Origin of the sequence: Acinetobacter sp. SFA, from assembly GCF_001647535.1 — a bacterium.
Taxonomy (GTDB): domain Bacteria; phylum Pseudomonadota; class Gammaproteobacteria; order Pseudomonadales; family Moraxellaceae; genus Acinetobacter; species Acinetobacter pecorum.
Genome location: NZ_LSZI01000020.1, coordinates 34,261 through 52,291 on the forward strand (window position 1 = coordinate 34,261; position 18,031 = coordinate 52,291).

General features: G+C 40.4%; 17 protein-coding genes and 1 pseudogene. 9 read left to right on the top strand and 9 right to left on the bottom strand.

The genetic code is table 11. The annotated features are described in order from the left end of the window. Nucleotides 1–46: 46 nt before the first annotated feature. Nucleotides 47–475 carry a hypothetical protein gene (locus AY607_RS12305; protein WP_413772526.1) on the top strand — a complete coding sequence of 143 codons (429 nt, stop codon included), beginning with the start codon at nucleotides 47–49 and terminating at the stop codon, nucleotides 473–475. Nucleotides 476–532: 57 nt separating this feature from the next. Here the strand turns inward: AY607_RS12305 and AY607_RS12310 are convergent, their stop codons facing one another. The 3 genes from AY607_RS12310 to AY607_RS12320 all read right to left on the bottom strand — a co-directional run bounded on the left by AY607_RS12310 (nucleotide 533) and on the right by AY607_RS12320 (nucleotide 4,306). After that, nucleotides 533–1,645 (bottom strand): YheT family hydrolase, encoded by a 1,113-nt coding sequence (locus AY607_RS12310; RefSeq protein ID WP_064095296.1) that lies wholly within the window; start codon nucleotides 1,643–1,645, stop codon nucleotides 533–535. 70 nt (nucleotides 1,646–1,715) lie between these two features. Beyond that, nucleotides 1,716–2,126, bottom strand: coding sequence for a nuclear transport factor 2 family protein (locus AY607_RS12315; protein WP_064095295.1), 411 nt, complete (start codon nucleotides 2,124–2,126; stop codon nucleotides 1,716–1,718). Nucleotides 2,127–2,281: 155 nt separating this feature from the next. After that, nucleotides 2,282–4,306, bottom strand: coding sequence for an NADPH-dependent 2,4-dienoyl-CoA reductase (locus tag AY607_RS12320; RefSeq protein ID WP_064102665.1), 2,025 nt, complete (start codon nucleotides 4,304–4,306; stop codon nucleotides 2,282–2,284). A gap of 165 nt (nucleotides 4,307–4,471) precedes the next feature. Here AY607_RS12320 and AY607_RS12325 point away from each other — a divergent pair, with 165 nt between their 5' ends. The 4 genes from AY607_RS12325 (at nucleotide 4,472) to AY607_RS12340 (ending at nucleotide 7,690) form a co-directional block, all read left to right on the top strand. Next, a complete protein-coding gene (locus AY607_RS12325; protein WP_064102666.1) occupies nucleotides 4,472–5,014 on the top strand; it encodes a PadR family transcriptional regulator in 543 nt (180 codons plus the stop codon). Between the two features lie 20 nt (nucleotides 5,015–5,034). Further along, nucleotides 5,035–5,967 carry an alpha/beta fold hydrolase gene (locus AY607_RS12330; protein ID WP_064102667.1) on the top strand — a complete coding sequence of 311 codons (933 nt, stop codon included), beginning with the start codon at nucleotides 5,035–5,037 and terminating at the stop codon, nucleotides 5,965–5,967. Nucleotides 5,968–5,986: 19 nt separating this feature from the next. Next, entirely contained in the window at nucleotides 5,987–6,691 is a 705-nt protein-coding gene (locus AY607_RS12335; RefSeq protein ID WP_064095291.1) for an SIR2 family NAD-dependent protein deacylase, read from the top strand. 87 nt (nucleotides 6,692–6,778) lie between these two features. Further along, complete coding sequence (locus AY607_RS12340) at nucleotides 6,779–7,690, top strand: LysR substrate-binding domain-containing protein (RefSeq protein WP_064095290.1); 912 nt, start codon at nucleotides 6,779–6,781, stop codon at nucleotides 7,688–7,690. 266 nt (nucleotides 7,691–7,956) lie between these two features. On the opposite strand, the gene map is transcribed toward AY607_RS12340, so the two are convergent. Continuing rightward, the gene (gene map / locus AY607_RS12345) at nucleotides 7,957–8,751 is read right to left on the bottom strand and encodes a type I methionyl aminopeptidase (RefSeq protein WP_064095289.1); all 795 of its coding nucleotides are present in this window, start codon (nucleotides 8,749–8,751) and stop codon (nucleotides 7,957–7,959) included. A 350-nt stretch (nucleotides 8,752–9,101) separates the two neighbouring features. Between map and brnQ the strand changes: the two genes are divergently transcribed. Together brnQ and AY607_RS12355 are read left to right on the top strand one after the other, a co-directional pair. After that, the gene (gene brnQ, locus AY607_RS12350; RefSeq protein ID WP_064095288.1) at nucleotides 9,102–10,388 is read left to right on the top strand and encodes a branched-chain amino acid transport system II carrier protein; all 1,287 of its coding nucleotides are present in this window, start codon (nucleotides 9,102–9,104) and stop codon (nucleotides 10,386–10,388) included. A gap of 587 nt (nucleotides 10,389–10,975) precedes the next feature. Next, nucleotides 10,976–11,194 carry a hypothetical protein gene (locus tag AY607_RS12355; RefSeq protein WP_004645284.1) on the top strand — a complete coding sequence of 73 codons (219 nt, stop codon included), beginning with the start codon at nucleotides 10,976–10,978 and terminating at the stop codon, nucleotides 11,192–11,194. Between the two features lie 113 nt (nucleotides 11,195–11,307). Here the strand turns inward: AY607_RS12355 and AY607_RS12360 are convergent, their stop codons facing one another. Further along, nucleotides 11,308–11,766: a hypothetical protein gene (locus AY607_RS12360; protein WP_064095287.1), complete on the bottom strand. Its 459-nt coding sequence runs from the start codon at nucleotides 11,764–11,766 to the stop codon at nucleotides 11,308–11,310. 117 nt (nucleotides 11,767–11,883) lie between these two features. Between AY607_RS12360 and AY607_RS12365 the strand changes: the two genes are divergently transcribed. Beyond that, nucleotides 11,884–12,747 carry an alpha/beta fold hydrolase gene (locus tag AY607_RS12365; protein WP_064102668.1) on the top strand — a complete coding sequence of 288 codons (864 nt, stop codon included), beginning with the start codon at nucleotides 11,884–11,886 and terminating at the stop codon, nucleotides 12,745–12,747. Nucleotides 12,748–12,920: 173 nt separating this feature from the next. Here the strand turns inward: AY607_RS12365 and gltS are convergent. Next, nucleotides 12,921–14,143 (bottom strand): annotated as a pseudogene (gltS, locus tag AY607_RS12370) (sodium/glutamate symporter). 992 nt (nucleotides 14,144–15,135) lie between these two features. Between gltS and AY607_RS12375 the strand changes: the two are divergent. Continuing rightward, nucleotides 15,136–16,593, top strand: a complete 1,458-nt coding sequence (locus AY607_RS12375; RefSeq protein WP_064102669.1) for a DASS family sodium-coupled anion symporter — start codon at nucleotides 15,136–15,138, stop codon at nucleotides 16,591–16,593. Nucleotides 16,594–16,740: 147 nt separating this feature from the next. On the opposite strand, the gene AY607_RS12380 is transcribed toward AY607_RS12375, so the two are convergent. The 3 genes from AY607_RS12380 to AY607_RS12390 form a co-directional block, all read right to left on the bottom strand. Further along, nucleotides 16,741–16,959, bottom strand: a complete 219-nt coding sequence (locus tag AY607_RS12380; protein ID WP_064095283.1) for a hypothetical protein — start codon at nucleotides 16,957–16,959, stop codon at nucleotides 16,741–16,743. A gap of 88 nt (nucleotides 16,960–17,047) precedes the next feature. Then, complete coding sequence (locus AY607_RS12385) at nucleotides 17,048–17,308, bottom strand: hypothetical protein (RefSeq protein ID WP_064102670.1); 261 nt, start codon at nucleotides 17,306–17,308, stop codon at nucleotides 17,048–17,050. A 78-nt stretch (nucleotides 17,309–17,386) separates the two neighbouring features. Then, complete coding sequence (locus AY607_RS12390) at nucleotides 17,387–17,959, bottom strand: UPF0489 family protein (protein WP_064102671.1); 573 nt, start codon at nucleotides 17,957–17,959, stop codon at nucleotides 17,387–17,389. Between the last annotated feature and the right edge of the window lie 72 nt (nucleotides 17,960–18,031).

Below are 18,031 nucleotides of genomic sequence, written 5' to 3' on the forward strand. Positions count from 1 at the left end.
TGCTGCTATAATGGTGTATCCCCTCCACACTTTTATGTTTGATGCAATGATGATGAAGAAACTTTTAATCTCCACCCTAATCCTGACTGGCCTGACATTAACTGCGTGTGTAAAAAAAGAAGCACCAAAAGAAGAAGAACAAGTAGAAGTTGCTCCAGCATCAGAAATCTCAACTCCAGAACCGGTACAATTTGAACCGCTTGAGCCGGTAGTAGAAGAAGAAGTCATTGAAGAAGCGGTGCCAACGGTTGAAATTCAACGTGAGCAAACTGAAAACACAACGACTGAAATCCGCCGTGAAATCAAAAAGCCGGAAACCACCGAGCCAACACCAGTGAAGGAAACCAGTGAAGAGCCTGTTTCAAAACCTGCTTCAACTGCACCTGCACCTAAAACCAATTCTGACCCAGAAAACAAGTCTGAAGATGATGCAGTTGCTGATGCGATTGCCGCAGCAATGCCAGCACTTAACTAATTACAAGATCATTCATCAAAAAAACCCAGCATTTGCTGGGTTTTTTATTAAGACTTTTTAGGCAGATGCCTGTACTTGCGTACGAGATAAATGAATCAGGTAATCTGCCATCAGACGAGTGGCCCATGATTCGGTTTGCATCAAGCCTTGATAAAAACCGCAATGACTGCCTCTTTTAGTGGTAATCACGACAATATTCGGCATGGCTCTGATTTTATCCTTATGAGGCTCCAGATTCCGGATATTACAAACCGGATCATCCTCCGAATTCAAAATCATCAATGGAATTTTGACATTTTCAAAGACGTAGATAGGATTGGTGGCTTGCGTATAACTCACATAATCTTTAAATCCGGCCAGCTCAAAATAGAGTCGTTCAAACTCGGATAGATCTTTAACTTCCAGTAATCTTTTCCAGCTCGGACAGACTTGCCAGGTTTCCTGATAAGGCTGGATAAAACGCTTAATCAGTTTTTTGGTCATGACCTTACTATAAAATGGATGGACATAATCGAATCCCGTTTCCATGTCATAGCCTGGACACAACGCAAATGCGGCTTTTAATGGTGTCTGTTCGCCTTCTTCGCCGAGATAACGGACAAGCAAACCTGTACCGGCAGATGAGCCAACCCCATAAAGATCGGATTGAGGAAATTTATCCTGGATATAAAGCAACTGTTCCCGCAAGTCTTGGGTCGAACCAAAAAGATTCATTTTAGGGACAGGCATTGGCAGGTGGGCATGGCCACGGCGTAAGCATAAAGCCACGCGCCAACCGGTATATTTATGCAGATCCCGTACCAGTTCCCGCATTGACTCAGGAGAACCGGTTATCGTATGCAATAAAACAATGGTAGGTGTATTTGCAGGAAGATCCAGACCATACCATGCAATACCGGTAATACCGCCATCTGACATTTTTAGCTGCTCAAGCAAATCATATCTCAGCTTGATGGTCCGTTTTTTTATCAGATCCAGATACAGAATATGTGCATGTGCATTGGCTAGCCATGGCGTAGGACGGTATTTCTGTTTAAGTTGTGGTAAATATTCAATTAATCCTGAAAAAATACCATTCGGATTGTAATAGAGGGTCGGCTGATCTGCTCCACTGAAGCGATCCAGATATTCACTGGAAAGCTGACCCATTTTTTTAAGCAACATTTTCATCTGTCATCCCCTCTAGCGTTACTAGCTGTGATTTACAAATTTCATGCCGACTTGATATCAATAATTCGAATTAAGTTTTAGCTTGGAATGACTGCATCCGTTGGCCCATATGTAAGGCTAAAGCTTCTAGTCCGGATTTAGGTCTAAGCATGACTTCAAAGTCAGTGATCTGACCTTCATCATCAAAATGAATCATGTCAACTCCTTTCAGTTTCTTATCGCCCACTTGAGCAGAAAACTCAAGTACGACATTGTTACCATCTTCACTGAAGAATTCACGGTGATAAGTGAAATTTTCAAAGACCTGAATTACATTGGACAGGATAAAGAATACCACCTGTTTTCCAGAATAAGGCTGAAAAGCCACTGGCGAACGAAACACCACATTTTCAGCAAGTAGCTCATTCAAGATCGACAGATCATCCTTTTCCAGCATCTCATGCCAGCGCGCAATGGACTTTCTTGTAGTTTCGATGGTCATTTTGGAGTCCTTTTTTTGATATTTTTTAATAGACGGGATTCCCCCTTTATTAAAGGTGAGAAGTACTGCTTCGCAAGGGGGATTTTTTATTATAAATCCGCTCCCTAACCCTCTCCTTTATTAAAGGAGAGGGAGGAAAGCGGGTTTTAATATTTTCAGATCACCGCAGCCAATTCAGCGCCCTGACGGATTGCGCGCTTGGCATCCAGCTCACCTGCTTCTTTCGCACCACCAATCAGATGAACACTTTTACCTGCCGCTTTCAATTCATCAAACATAGCAGTATAAGATTCCTGACCGGCGCAAATGATAATTTGATCGACCTCCAGCAACGCAGGTTTGTCATTTACGACAATATGTAAACCTTGATCATCAATTTTTTCATAACTTGCCCCTGCAATCATTTTTACATGACGGTGTTTCAAGCCTGTACGATGAATCCAGCCGGTGGTTTTACCCAGACTGGAACCCACAGAAGCTGCTTTACGTTGCAACAAATAAATTTCACGCTGCGGTTGTTCTACATGGGCTGGTTTAAGTCCGCCGACATTTTCATAGTCGGTATCGATCCCCCATTCATCATAGAATTTTTCCGGATTGACGCTACCACTTTCGGCACCATGGCTGAGAAGCTCGGCTGTATCAAAACCAATACCGCCTGCACCAATAATCGCGACACGCTGACCCACTGGTTTACGCTCTCTCAGTACGTCAAGATAAGACAGCACCTTAGGATGATCAATGCCTGGGATATTAAGCTGACGCGGTGTTACCCCTGTTGCCACCACAATATCATCGAACTCTGCAGAAACCAGCTGCTCAAAAGTCGCCTTACGATTCAGCAATAACTTGATACGTGGTTGCAATTCAATCTGACGCTTAAAATAACGTAAAGTTTCATAAAACTCTTCCTTGCCTGGAATGGTTTTAGCGATATTGAACTGCCCACCGATCTGCGCAGCGGCTTCGAATATAGTTACATGATGACCACGATTCGCTGCATAGATAGCAAAACTTAAACCGGCCGGCCCTGCACCAATCACAGCAATATTTTTTGCTACATTGGTTTCTTTAAAAATTAGCTCGGTTTCATAACAGGCCCGCGGATTGACCAGACAGGTGGCAATTTTCATCGAGAAAATATGATCCAGACAGGCCTGGTTACAGCCGATACAGGTATTGATTTCATCGCTACGACCCTGCTCAGCTTTTAATACAAACTCCGAGTCCGCCAGCATTGGACGAGCCATTGAGATCATATCCGCATCACCCGAAGCCAATACATACTCAGCCATTTCCGGTGTATTAATCCGGTTAGAGGTGATGAGCGGGACGCTTACCTGCCCTTTCAGCTTGCGTGTTACCCAGGTAAAGGCTGCCCGTGGTACTTTGGTGGCGATGGTCGGAATACGCGCTTCATGCCAGCCGATGCCGGTGTTGATAATGGTAGCACCCGCTTTTTCAATTGCCTTGGCTAGCTGAATCACTTCTTCTAATGTTGAACCGCCTTCTACCAGATCCAGCATTGAAAGACGGTAAATGATAATAAAGTTCTCACCTACCATTTCACGGGTACGGCGCACGATTTCAATCGGGAAGCGAATCCGGTTTTCATAGCTGCCGCCCCATTCATCATCACGGTGGTTAGTACGTGCTGCGATAAATTCATTGATCAGGTAGCCTTCCGAACCCATGATTTCCACACCGTCATAACCAGCATACTGAGCCAGCTTGGCACAATTTGCGAAATCATCAATGGTCTGTTGCACTTCTGCAGAAGTCAAAGCATGCGGTTTAACCGGATTAATCGGTGCCTGAATCGGTGACGGCGCGACATTTTCTGCCTGATAGGAATATCGTCCGGTATGCAGGATCTGCATGGCAATTTTACCGCCAGCTTCATGCACTGCCTGCGTAATCACCTTATGCTTTTCAGCTTCTTCAACTGTATCAAGCTTGGATCCACCCTGAAAAGTCACTCCATGATCGTTCGGAGAAATTCCGCCGGTGACAATTAATGCTACTCCACCTTTGGCACGCTCTGCATAAAAAGCAGCCATCCGATCATAACCACCCAGTACTTCTTCCAAGCCCACATGCATAGAGCCCATTAGGACACGGTTTTTAAGCGTAGTAAAACCCAGATCCAGTGGGGCAAGTAAATTCGGATATTTAGACATTTCAACTCCCTAGCGTGCAAACGTGCTGGCTATTTTTATTCAGGCTGACTGATTACTTCTATCAGATATCAGCCTTATGCAACTTGTTGCACTAATTTATAGTGCAGAATTGATTTTTATGCAACATGTTGCATAATAATCCAGAGTCATTTTTTTGAGACGTTTATGTCTTTATCGCATGTTCTACTCACCAGCCTGATCGAAAAGCCCAGTACCGGCATTGAACTGGCACGTCGTTTTGACCGTTCCATGGGTTTTTTCTGGAATGCTACCCATCAGCAGATCTATCGTGAACTAAATGCCATGCTGCAAAAAGGCTGGATTTCGACGATAGAAGAGGAAGATTCAAATAGCCGTAAAAAAACCTATCAGGTAGAACGCCTCGGTCGGGAAGAACTGGCCAACTGGATGCTAGAACACAGTTCACCAGCACAACTGCGCGAAGAACTGATGGTGCGTCTGCGTGCCGAAGCCCAGCTTGGCGGGAACAGTACTCTGCCTGAACTGGAACGCCATCTGGAACTGCATAAAGAAAAGCTCATGACCTATCAGCAAATTTTTGCCAAAGACTTTGCCCAAGCTGACGAAAATGACCGCACCCTGTATATTCATAAAATGATCCTCCAATTAGGTATTGATCAGGAACTGGGCTGGATTGCCTGGCTGGAACAGGTTATTCCCCGGCTCAAACAGTTTGATGAAAAATAACCCTTAATACGGAGATACACATGCCTTTTTATCGCATGCCAGATGGTGAACAGCTGTTTGTTCGTGAATACGGTCAAGGACAACCGGTACTGGTCCTCTCCGGTCTTGGCATGCTGAGCTGGCAATGGGCCGCTTTCCTCTATCCACATCAGAAAAATTTCCGTTTTATTATTCCGGAATGGCGAGGCTTTGGAGCTTCTAGTGGCTGTAAAATTCCGCCAGATCTGGATGCGATTTCCAGTCACTGGCTGGATATTCAATCATTGATTCAGCAGCTCAGTTTAGATAAATTCATTGTGATTGCTTACTCTATGGGTGCGACGACAACCATGCATGGGCTGCACTATAGTGACTTTACCAAACACATAACAGCTTATTTGCACATTGATCAGACTCCCAAAATTCCGGTCGATGATGCCTGGGCCTTTGGTCTTTTTGGTTCACGCCATCAGGAATTTATTGAAATTTTGCAGCAGCTTTCTACGCTACTTGCACAGCATCAGCAAGTTGAATTGATCCGCGACCTTGACGTTTCTGTCCGTAAACACATTGCCGCCCTATGGCTACAGTTTATTCAGCTACAAAATGAACAAAAATATAGTCTGAAAGCTTTCGAATTCATTTTGAATCAACCACGACTGCAAAGTCTGTTATTGCCTTCCAGCCGGGTGGACTATATGGCATGGTATATTAATAATTATTTGTACCATCGCGAGGACTACCGCGAAGCTCTGGCCCAACTTAGCTGCCCGGTAACTTTCTTTAGCGGTGTACAATCCAAGCTTTATCCGATTGAGGGACAGCATCTGATTGCCCAAAGCCTGCCTCAGGCCAAACAGGTACTTTTCAGCAAGTCGGGCCATACCCCTTTACTGACTGAGCCCTTAAAATTTGCAAAGGAACTTGGCGTATTTTTAAAGGAAAATACTCAGTTTAGCCCTGTAGTCGCCTAAAAACTCAGGAGACAGAATAATGAAAAAAATGGTGATCTTTTCAGGTGCAGGCATGAGTGCCGAAAGTGGTATCAACACTTTTCGCGACAGTAATGGCCTTTGGGAACAGTATCGTATAGAAGATGTGGCCACACCTAAGGCTTGGGCCAAAAATCCGGAACTGGTGCAACGCTTTTATAACGCACGTCGTAAAAATATTCTGGAAGCACAGCCAAATGCAGCCCACCAGCTGATCGCCAATCTTGAAGATAACTTTGATGTGCATATAATTACTCAGAATATTGATGATTTACATGAACGTGCCGGCAGCTCCAAAGTCATTCATCTGCATGGCAATATCCGCTTGACCAAAACTTCAGGACCAAATTGCCAGTACACCACCGAATTTTACCCCATTGAAGGTACTGAGCTAGATTTAAACAAGCACTTCTGTAAGGCGGGATATCCACTGCGCCCGCATGTGGTCTGGTTTGGCGAGGCTGTGCCTGCTTATACCGATGCGCAAGCCTGTATACAAGATGCCGATATTTTAGTCGTCATTGGCACCAGTTTACAGGTTTATCCGGTGGCGGGTTTAATCCATGAAATTCCGCCTGAATGCGCTGCCTACTATATTGATCCCAAAGCAGATCAACAGTACTTACCAGCCCAGTTTCATAAGATTTCCCAGACTGCGACAGAAGGCATGAAAACATTGCTTAGCCTATTTGATCCTAAAGTTTAAATGTCTTTCAGTAATTGCATTCTATAGTTGACACGGCGCAACAATCTCTTTTTAATCAGCCTATTGTTGCAGAAATGGAATTAAACGATGCTGACGGATCTGGATGATTTTTACTGTTTTGCTCAAGTGGTTGAACATGGCGGCTTTAGTGCAGCCGAAAGAGCCACTGATATTCCCAAATCCAAGCTCAGCCGCCGCGTCTATAATCTTGAAGAACGACTTGGAGTACGCCTGATCCAGCGCAGTTCACGGCATTTTGCTGTGACTGATATCGGCATGAATATTTACCGGCATGCACAGGTGATGCTTAATGCTGCGCAAGCCGCCCATGATCTGGTCGATCATCTCAGCACTGAACCGCGTGGAACCATTAAAGTCAGCCTTCCGGTATCGATCGCCCAGAACGAAATGGCAAAAATTCTGCCAAATTTCCTGAAAAAATATCCCGAAATTAAAGTCCAGATGATGATCACCAATCGCCGGGTCGATATTATCAATGAAGGTTTTGATCTGGCTTTACGCGTGCGCTCTAGCCTGGATGACGATCCAAATCTAGTGATTCGACAGTTTGAAAAAATTGAACAGCATTTATTTGCCAGTCAGGGTTATCTGAATGAATTTGGTGACCTGAAAAACCCAGAACAACTGTCTGAACATAAAATCCTGAGTATGGCAGAAGACCATCCCGAACAGTTTCTGACCCTACAAAACGGACAGCAAGAGCAGAAAAAAATCCGTGTCAATCCAACCGTTATGGGTTCTGACCTGAATATGCTGGCACAACTGGCCGCCTCAGGCTCAGGAGTGACCTTATTACCAGATAACGTGGTCGAACACTATATTTCAAGTGGTGAACTGGTTCGGGTACTTCCCGACTGGAAAGCGCCGCATGGTATTTTTCATGCAGTATATCCTTCACGTCGCGGCTTATTGCCCGCTGTCCGGGTCTTCATTGATTATCTGGTTGCCGAATTAAATCACGATAACTTAAATACTTAACTATAGTTAAGTAATATATTTTGAATAAAATAGAATCCCGAGACAAAAAAATAGCTCATTCTTGGGGAAAAATGAGCCAGAGAAACTTTCACTACAGCCTAGTGATCAAAAACAAGGGAACCTATGTATCTGACTCTTAATTTAATCAAATAAATGATCTTAAACCACTGTTTTTTGTAGTGTTTTGTATGTTCTCGTCAGCAAGAACAATGGATTTGTAATTTCTGTAAGTAAGTGAATCCTAATAAAATCATCTAATTGATATTTTAAATTTCAGGATACTCACCCGTACCTTCAGGCCAAGGCGACAAGACTTCAAAACCGGTTTCAGTCACATAGACCATATGTTCCCATTGTGCAGACCATGACTTATCTGTAGTAACCACAGTCCAGCCATCTTTCAGCTCTTTTACCCGCGCTTTGCCCATGTTCACCATTGGCTCAATGGTAAAGACCATGCCCGGAACCAGTTTAATGCCCTGACCGGGCTGACCATAATGCAGAATATTTGGCTGTTCATGATAGACTTTTCCAATACCATGACCGCAGTATTCACGCACAATGGAATAACCTTCACGATGAGCAACGGTTTGAATGGCATGACCAATATCGCCCAAGGTTGCGCCCGGCTTTACAGCATGGATTCCCGCCACCATGGCTTCATAGGTGGTATTGACCAGTCGCTTGGCTTCTGGAGATGGCGTTCCGACATAGTACATCCGGCTGGTATCACCAAAATAACCATCCTTAATAATCGCGACATCAATATTGATAATATCGCCATCTTGTAAAACGATTTTCGATGATGGAATACCGTGACAGACCACTTCATTCGGTGAAATACAGGTGGTTTTGGTATAGCCATAATAACCAATATTGGCTGGCGTCACTTTCAAGGTGTTTACAATAAAATCATGGCAGAGATCATCCAGATATTCAGTCGTGACACCAGGCTTGACATGCTCCCCGATCATTGCTAAAACTTCTGCAGCCAAACGACCGGATATCCGCAGTTTTTCAATATCTTGCTCAGTTTTAAGACCAATCGCTGGAGCGCGCATATACCTATCCTCACTATGAATCCGTGAATTATAATCCCTTTTTTACGCAATATGTCGCACCTCTTGCCCTTTAATACAGCAATTTTCTTAGGACTCGGCATATCTCCTGTTGAATATTTATACAAACAATAAATTACCCGTTTTAAATGCAGCGACCGAAATCTTATAAATTTACCTAGAAAAATCTATTTTCCAAAGAATTATCAATTATATATTTCTACCAAGTTTTGAATGTAGAGTGATGTAATTTGCAAACTCAATAAAATCAAGGCTTCCCGCCTTAAAATAAGCTCCCAAAAACTCGACATATACACTAAAATTGCTTTCTTTTGTTCTATTGATCTCCCTTTATGACAAGTCTGCGTACCCGGGATATTGTCGCCTTAGGTTTTATGACCTTTGCATTATTTATTGGTGCGGGCAACATTATCTTTCCACCGATTGTGGCTCAACAAGCCGGTGAACACGTATGGCTCGCTGCTTTAGGTTTCCTTATTACAGCAGTGGGCTTACCCGTGATCACCATTATTGCCCTGTCTCGCGTTGAAGGTTCCATTCAGGCCCTAAGTTCACCTCTTGGTAAAGCAGCCAGTATTTTGCTGACTGTCGTGTGTTACTTGGCTGTTGGCCCTTTATTTGCAACCCCACGTACTGCAACCGTTTCTTATGAAATCGGTTTTTCATCTTACTTTGGCAATGAATCTGGCAGCCTGCTCATATATAGCATTATCTATTTTGCCATAGTGACAGTGGTGTCTTTATATCCAAACAAGATTCTGGATACCGTCGGCTATTTCCTTTCGCCAATTAAAATTATCGCTCTGGTGATTTTGGGTGTAGCAGCCGTGATGATTCCTGCCAGCAATCCGCCTGCTGCGATTGATAATTACATTACCAGTCCAGTGACTGAAGGCATCGTGAATGGTTATTTAACCATGGATACTTTAGGCGCTTTAGTTTTCGGTATTGTAATTGTCAAAGCCATTACTTCACGTGGTGTAACGGATAAAAAACTGATTACCAAATATGCGGTCAATGCCGGCATTATCTCTGGTATTGGTTTAACTCTGGTGTATTTAAGCCTGTTTAAACTTGGGCTTGGTAGCCATGATATTGCACCAAATGCAGCCAATGGTGCCATTATCCTGCATGCCTATGTACAACATGCCTTTGGCGATATGGGCGCTTACTTCCTGTCGGGCATGATTTTTATTGCCTGTATGGTGACTGCAATTGGCCTGACCTGTGCCTGTGCCGAGTATTTCTCCAGTTTAACCAAAATTCCGTACAAGATTTTTGTCTTTATTCTGGTCGGCTTCTCACTGGTTATCTCAAATCTGGGTTTAACCAAACTGATCGCCGTTTCAGTGCCCGTATTGAGTGCGATTTATCCGCCTGCGATTAGTGTCATTATGCTGAGTTTCTGTGCAAGTTTCTTCAAGAAACCCTCGCATGTAATTGCTCCTGTAACCCTGGTTGCCTTTATTTTTGGTATTTTTGACGGAATAAAAGTTGCCGGTTTTGAATTGCCCGTATTGTTACAAAATCTACCACTTTCAGAGCAGAATCTGGCTTGGTTTATTCCATCCATGATTGTATTGCTGATTACAGCTGTGATTGACCGTATTAGAAACTAAAATTTCTAGGACGTCTGATAAATCGTATTTTTACCCAAAATCCGGTTTGAGCATGATCAATAATTGTCAGGTTTTACCCAAACGGACATTTATTGTTTCTACACAATGACATCAAATCACGGCTATAATTTTCCTATTTAGACCTTCTATAAAATTCTTTTTATAAAATAAGGTTCTGCTTAAATTATTTTATTTTTTATATAAATATAAACAAAACTTTTAATTTCCTAATTTTAGATACCTATTGTTGCCAACCTATACCAAGTTCCCCAGCGAGTGATACGTAGTCTTACATAGTTCTGATTAATGCTACATATATTTGGCGTAGAATTTGCATTTTCTATCTTGTCGTAGTGAATTTCGACGCAGCTTGTATGACAAACTATCTGGAGGTGAAACCATTAAAAATAAATACTCACATAATCAATCAATTATGTAGTTATTCGACTAAAGATGGCCATTTTGACTGGAAAAGCCTGTTAGGGCAGTTGCAAAGGTCTGAATTAAACAGTACAACTGTATGTTCAATTCTGACTAATTAAATCTGCTTTAATCTTCAATAACATAAATAAATGGGAGGGATGGAGATGTTATCATTACATTTCAACAAGCAAGTCTTCATTGACGCTCTTAAAGCCAACAACACCAATCTGGTGACATTTATATGCACCACTTTTGCTCTCATGCTGACTTTAACCGTCCATTGTTTAATTCAAGGTAATTTAAAACTTGAATACTTTGGTTATGCACTGATTGTCTCAGCCGCCTTTTTCCTTTGGGCGGCCATCGACCAGAAATACAGATAATCAAATTTTAAATTAGCCCAGATGGATGATTGGCCAGTCATCCATCTGGTGAAAAAAGAGTCTTAATATTTCAATTATTCTCACATTTTCAGAATACTTATTAAAAATAATCATTAAAACAATCCAGCAAATCCCCCATAAAGCAATATTCCTGTCCCGCCTAATTCTGCAACAATTAATCCCAGCATAGCTAAAGTCATTAAACTACCAGGTAAATGAAACTTACCTAATTGATGAGGCTGCTTAAACTGATTGGTCGTGTCTTGCAGGAAACCATGCAGCATATAAGCCGCAATAGAAAAGCTGAAAAACACGATATTGATGAGTACGCAAATTAAGTTCACGACACTTGGCAACGCTGAACAATATGCCAGCACTGCTAAAATTAATGTGGCTGGTGCATAAAGCAGGCTGCTACGATGAGCAATATCGACATAATAATGTGCGCGTGACTGAGGTGATTGACGAATCTGCCAATATTTCCAGACGCCGGTAAACATTCCCACCCACAAGAATATTCCACTAAAAATAATGGCTATTTTAACGGCCAGCTCAAGCTCCATTAGCTGCATAAGTTCATTCCCTCTCTATTATTTTACTGACTTTTAAGTCATGTTTTAGCCAAGCTACCCTGCTAAAAATCTGTAGAGTAAAAGCTTGATCAGGACTCTAAAATTATAGTGTAACGTATGTCTGAATTTGAAACATTGACTCTGCAGTGCCAGGATGGCTATAACTTAAATGCACGTTTTTATGCAGCTATTTCTGAATCTAAAGAACTGCCTGTATTAGTGTGTCCAGCCACCGGCATTACCAAGCAGTTTTATCATCAATTCTGTGTCTGGTTGCAGGCTCAAGGCTATGCAGTCATGGTCTTTGATTTTCGGGGAATTGGTGATTCACTGGCAGGTCCGTTGAAAAATTCAAAAGCCAGTATTGTACAATGGGGGCAACTGGATATTCCGGCCGCGATTGATACTTTATTGGCGCGAACCCATGCAGAAAAAGTGACGTTACTGGGACATAGTGCTGGCGGTCAACTTTTAGGCATTGTGCCAAATTATTCTAAAGTCGCTAAAGTAGTGGCAGTGTCTGGTTCAACCGGACATTTGAAAAGACTTAAAGGTAAAACCAAACTGCTGGCACCAGTCATGTTTAATATTATTTTCCCTCTGGCCCGGATCACGAAAGGCTATGGCCCGACCCAAGCAATTGGCATGGGGGAAAACCTGCCGAAAGATGTAGCACAACAATGGGCACAATTTTGCAGCAAACCGGGTTATGTCATCAATGCGATCGGTAAACTTGTTTCACCTGACTCAAATTTTCATACTCAAATCACCTGCCCGATTACTGCGATCTGGTCCTCGGATGACGAAATTGCCACGGAAGAGAATGTAAAGGATTTACTACGACTATATCCTCAGGCATCAACCCAGATGATTGAGCTCAAACCTGAAAATTATGCGCATAAAACCATTGGCCATATGCTGATGTTCAAGAAATCGCATCAGAATTTATGGCCAGTAATTGAACAACAACTAGCGGTCTAGAGCAGATTCAAGTGGTTATTTCACGATGACTGTGTTCTAATACACCCAGTTTGAGATGAGCCTCTTACAGTATATGGGCTTGACCTGTATACGACTAGCCCCTAACCATGGGGCTTTTTAATGCTTAAATTTTTTGAAATAATATTCATAGATTTTTGAAAAAATTCAGCAACTTAACCAAAGATGCTTAATATAGACTGAATCACCACTGCATTCACAATATCCACAAAGAAAGCACCTGTTAAAGGGATGATCAGGAAAGCTTTATGTGAAGGTCCATAAGTATTGGTAACTGCCTGAATATTGGCAATTGCTGTTGGAGTCGCACCAAGATTGACCCCGCATTGTCCTGCACACAATACTGCTGCATCATAACTTTTACCCATCACCCTAAATGTCACAAAGTATAGATAAAGTGCAAGAACAAAGGCTTGTACAATCAAGATAATTACCAATGCTCCGGCCAAATCTGCCAGCAACCATAACTGTAATGACATCAATGCCATAGCTAAAAATAAAGACAATGAGGCATTTCCAAAAACATCAATACACCGGTCAAATATTTCAATTTTGAGCACATGTTCCAGAAAGTTCCGTAAAATCACTCCACACATTAAGGCCCATACAAAAGACGGAAGTTCGAACCACTGTCCTTTAGCCGCTATTGTCATGAAATAGGCAAAACTGATACAGATCGCAAACATGCCTAGCGTTTTTACTGCATCATCTGCTGTGATCAGTCGAGTTTTTCCGGGTATTCAAAAGGCGCCGTTTCTGATGAAGGTGGGGCTTCATTTCGCCCTGAACTTGGTGCTAATTCTTCTGCCAGCTGATGACGACGAATCAGAAACTTGGCCACTGGCCCACCCATCATACCGCCGATGACTAAACCAAAAGTTGCACTGGCCATACCTAAAACTACCGCACCCTGAATACCATAATCCCTTTCAAAAACCATACCCCATGCACCGGCCGTACCATGACCTCCGGTTAGGGTGACTGAACCTGTAATCAGACCAATCAGGGGATCTAGGCCCAAGACCTTGGCCAAGCTGATTCCGACGACATTCTGGACAAAAACAAAAGCCACGACACAACCTAAAAATAGAAGAAGAGCCTTACCTCCCTCTTTCAGCTTTACCAAACTGGCACTGAGACCTACAGAGGTAAAGAACATCAGCATAAATATTTGCTGAATATTGGCATCAAAATTTACTGTAATATTAAAATTTTTAAATAAAATATAAGTAATTACTGCAGCGACAAGCCCTCCGGCAACAGGCTCAGGAATATTATATTGTTTTAGAATTCTGATTTTGTTTACTACCAAAAATCCGACCATCAAAACAAAAACAGCGATGATAATGGTCAGAAAGGCATCCATTTCATAATTCATATTCAGTCCAGCAATAAATTTATCCTCTAGTATGTAGTTTTCCGCAATTTTAAGCAGTGGATCAATCAGATAAATGTTATATATCTTACTGTTTTTGTTAAACCTTTAATGAAATTAAAATATTCCAAAATTTTGAAATATATCAAATTATAAGTTTTCTTAACTTTAATTTAAAAAAATTCCAACACACACATTTTTTCAATTAACCAGTGATCGAATAGATACCTTATTAACATATTCTAAGCTGCTTAATTTTTTAGAAAATCTATATATTATCTCGATTTATTATAAAAATTCATAATAAAATATAAAATCTAGAATTTGTAATTAGATAAAGCCACTAAAACCATTAACCTTCTCTACCTTTTCCATTTCGATATATTCAATATATAAGAAAAATGGTATAAAATTTATACCCACAGTATCTATATTAAGGGTATATTAATCAGAATTTTTATAATATTACACAAAATAGTATTATTAAATTTAAAACCCATCAATAAAAACACAACCAACATAACTAAACTTGCTTAAGATTACCTATTTAATTAAACCTATAATTTTAAAAAACATTTAAATTCAATTTACTAACAATCAATCCCAATAAAAAACTTAAAACCTATTAAACTATTATTTTAAAACAAATAAACCCTTATTAATATCATTTTTATTATAATAGAGGGTTATATAGAATAATTTTATCATTCTTTAAATTATACTTTTAGGGATAAACAATAGGGATTAAAACCATTTATAACATTAAACATCCTTCTAATTAAAAAATTTTTCATCCATTAATTTTAAATCAACTTCACCATTATCAATTTATATTTAAAATATATTTTACATAAATATTTTAATAAATTTTATTGAGACCACTTTAAAGCCCCTGCTCTTTTTATGGAGAATATGTTACCAGCGCTAGACTTCAATATCAGTTGTGATCATTATGATCAAATAATAATTATTATTATGTGTGGGAGTAAGGCGTGATGGGATTTAAATTAATACCAACATTAGTTTCCGTGGCTATCACATTGATTATCTGGCTTCTTATTCCTATACCACAAGGCGTTACCGCGAACGCCTGGTTGCTGTTCGCCATGTTCATAGGTGTGATTGCAGCTATTATCGGTAAAGCGATGCCGATCGGTGCCATTTCAATTATTGCAATTGCTCTCGTTGCAGTTACACGCGTGACATCAGATAACCCCGCTGATGCGATTAAAGATGCGCTAAGTGGCTTTGCTCTTCCACTGATTTGGTTGATTGGTATATCCATCATGATCTCGAAAGGATTACAAAAAACAGGTTTGGGAGCTCGGCTAGGTTATTATTTTATTGCGGTGTGGGGCAAAAGGACGATAGGTATTGGTTATAGTATGGCCTTATCAGAATTAATTCTTGCTCCAGTCACGCCAAGTAATACTGCGCGTGGGGGTGGGATCATTCACCCGATCGTCCGCTCCATTGCTACAAGTTTTGACTCCGATCCGGCAAAAGGTACGGAAGGTAAAATCGGCAAATATTTAGCCTTGGTGAATTATCATTCCAATCCCATTACGTCTGCAATGTTTATCACTGCGACTGCACCAAACCCTTTAATCGTTCAACTTATTGCAGATGCAACCGACATGCAAATTAGTCTGAGTTGGACTACATGGGCATTGGCTATGGTTTTACCCGGGATTGTGGCGCTTGCTGTAATGCCACTTGTACTTTATTTCATGTATCCACCCGAAATTAAAAAGACACCGGATGCTGCGCAGTTTGCCAGAGATCGTTTAATAGAAATGGGTCCCATCAGCAGAGATGAAATGATAATGCTGTTTGTCTTCGGCGTTTTATTGGTACTCTGGGCAGGGATTCCAGCCATGATTCTGGGTGATATATGGTCATTAGATCCTACTACCACCGCTTTTATTGGATTATCACTTTTGCTTCTCACCGGTGTTCTAACTTGGGAAGATGTTTTGACACATAAGAGCGCCTGGGACACTATTACATGGTTCGCAGCCTTGGTCATGATGGCAACCTTTCTTAATAAGCTGGGATTAATCGCGTGGTTTTCCAGTGCTTTACAAGCAAGCATTGAACAAATGGGTTTGAGCTGGGTTCCCGCATCCATGTTTTTATTACTGTCTTATATGTATGCCCATTATATTTTTGCCAGTACAACTGCTCATATTACCGCAATGTTTTCAGCATTTTACATAGCTGGTATTGCAGTAGGTGCTCCCCCAATGTATTTTGCTTTAATGATGGCCGCTGCCTCAAGTATCATGATGACACTTACCCATTATGCGACCGGGACCTCACCTATTATTTACGGTTCAGGTTATACAACGCTCGTTGAGTGGTGGAAAGCCGGTTTTGTCATGAGTGTAATCAATATGCTTATTTTTATAGTATTAGGCGGAATTTGGTGGAAAATACTGGGGTATTGGTAAACTCAAAAGATTATGGATTATTTATGAGAATCTAGTGAAAGTCGCAGTCAGGAAACCCAAATACAATAAAGTCTTCTCATGTATATTAAATAGCCCCTTAACCTTGGGGCTATTTAATATCTGAAATTTATAAAAATAACGGTTTAATCAGCTTTCAATGTCATAGACCCAATTACGAGCCTGTTTGTCTGTGATGGTTTCACAAACATAGTAGTCATGATTCCATGAATCAGGATGGAAAATTTCCTTTTTGGTGTAGATGACGTTTTTACCTTTTTCGACACAGATAAAACTATCACCTTGGTCTTTGACTTGGGTTCCGTTGAGGAAACCACCAATACAGAGGAAGCGGGATTGTTTGGGCATTAGAAAATCTACATTTTAAATCATCTTTGAAGACGTGAATTAGAACAATTTATTGATGATAAGTGTAGATAAAAGAAATCTTATACTTCTAATTACTTAAGATTCTTGCAATATGATCTAATAAGTCTTTCAGTAAACTCTTACTAGTAATTTCTTCACCATCTGTACGTAAATCTAATACACATCTGCTTTCTTTAGCAATAGTAATCGCAACAGACTCTTTTACCAATTTACTAAAAAAAAACTGATTATGAGGCGAAATTGATTTTTGTGTATGAAAATAATCAAGATCTATATCTAAAATATATCCACCCGCATCGATATCTGGTAAGCCACTATTTTCATTCATATTCTTTACTATGTTAAATTGATTCTCTAAAAATTCATCTTCTAATGCTAAATCATATATACCATCATCAGTGCTTAATCAGTCAAAATGCGAATAACCAACGATAAACATTCTATTCGCTGGTAATTTATAACTAAAAGGTGGTATAGGTGCTGGTTTTAAATCTGAATATTTTTGTTTACCTTCTTCAAATCCAAATTGAGTATATAAATCTTTTAGAGTTGGTTGTTTATCATATTCATTCTCTTCTATAGACTGTGTACCAGAATTATGATCCCATTGAATTGAAATAGAATGCGTAATTATTTCTTTTTGAATTGCAGAAGAGATATGTTCGTCGTAATGTAGTTTCATTACAAAACTATTAACTTCATGCTCATCATATAAATCTAAATTTTCAAAATGTGTTTGTATAATTCTTTCATAAAAATCTTCATAAGATATTACTTCATCAGATTTATACTTCTCTGAAGCAGAAAAGTAACACAATGGTTGATGAGTATCTGTGTGATGATCTAAAGTAATAACAAAGGACTGTCCATCTATTCTATTTCTTATATTTAACCAAGCCTTAAAAGCTAAAGAATGATCTTCAAATATATAAATAGACTTATTATTTATTTCTAAACTCTGAATTTCTAATGACTTCACTATAAATATCTCAAAAAATAAGGGCTGATAAATCAGCCCTTACTCTTAACTCAAATTAATTTAATTATCAAT

What these genes read in the sequence shown, in the direction of transcription:
- map (WP_064095289.1), bottom strand. Translation starts at nt 8,751, where the DNA reads ATGCGCGCTCCAGCGATTGGTCTTAAAACTGAGCAAGATATTGAAAAA.
- AY607_RS12360 (WP_064095287.1), bottom strand. Translation starts at nt 11,766, where the DNA reads ATGCAGCTAATGGAGCTTGAGCTGGCCGTTAAAATAGCCATTATTTTT.
- AY607_RS12325 (WP_064102666.1), top strand. Translation starts at nt 4,472, where the DNA reads ATGTCTTTATCGCATGTTCTACTCACCAGCCTGATCGAAAAGCCCAGT.
- AY607_RS12315 (WP_064095295.1), bottom strand. Translation starts at nt 2,126, where the DNA reads ATGACCATCGAAACTACAAGAAAGTCCATTGCGCGCTGGCATGAGATG.
- AY607_RS12335 (WP_064095291.1), top strand. Translation starts at nt 5,987, where the DNA reads ATGAAAAAAATGGTGATCTTTTCAGGTGCAGGCATGAGTGCCGAAAGT.
- AY607_RS12310 (WP_064095296.1), bottom strand. Translation starts at nt 1,645, where the DNA reads ATGAAAATGTTGCTTAAAAAAATGGGTCAGCTTTCCAGTGAATATCTG.
- AY607_RS12365 (WP_064102668.1), top strand. Translation starts at nt 11,884, where the DNA reads ATGTCTGAATTTGAAACATTGACTCTGCAGTGCCAGGATGGCTATAAC.
- AY607_RS12330 (WP_064102667.1), top strand. Translation starts at nt 5,035, where the DNA reads ATGCCTTTTTATCGCATGCCAGATGGTGAACAGCTGTTTGTTCGTGAA.
- AY607_RS12385 (WP_064102670.1), bottom strand. Translation starts at nt 17,308, where the DNA reads ATGAATGAAAATAGTGGCTTACCAGATATCGATGCGGGTGGATATATT.
- AY607_RS12355 (WP_004645284.1), top strand. Translation starts at nt 10,976, where the DNA reads ATGTTATCATTACATTTCAACAAGCAAGTCTTCATTGACGCTCTTAAA.
- brnQ (WP_064095288.1), top strand. Translation starts at nt 9,102, where the DNA reads ATGACAAGTCTGCGTACCCGGGATATTGTCGCCTTAGGTTTTATGACC.
- AY607_RS12305 (WP_413772526.1), top strand. Translation starts at nt 47, where the DNA reads ATGATGATGAAGAAACTTTTAATCTCCACCCTAATCCTGACTGGCCTG.
- AY607_RS12320 (WP_064102665.1), bottom strand. Translation starts at nt 4,306, where the DNA reads ATGTCTAAATATCCGAATTTACTTGCCCCACTGGATCTGGGTTTTACT.
- AY607_RS12380 (WP_064095283.1), bottom strand. Translation starts at nt 16,959, where the DNA reads ATGCCCAAACAATCCCGCTTCCTCTGTATTGGTGGTTTCCTCAACGGA.
- AY607_RS12375 (WP_064102669.1), top strand. Translation starts at nt 15,136, where the DNA reads ATGGGATTTAAATTAATACCAACATTAGTTTCCGTGGCTATCACATTG.
- AY607_RS12340 (WP_064095290.1), top strand. Translation starts at nt 6,779, where the DNA reads ATGCTGACGGATCTGGATGATTTTTACTGTTTTGCTCAAGTGGTTGAA.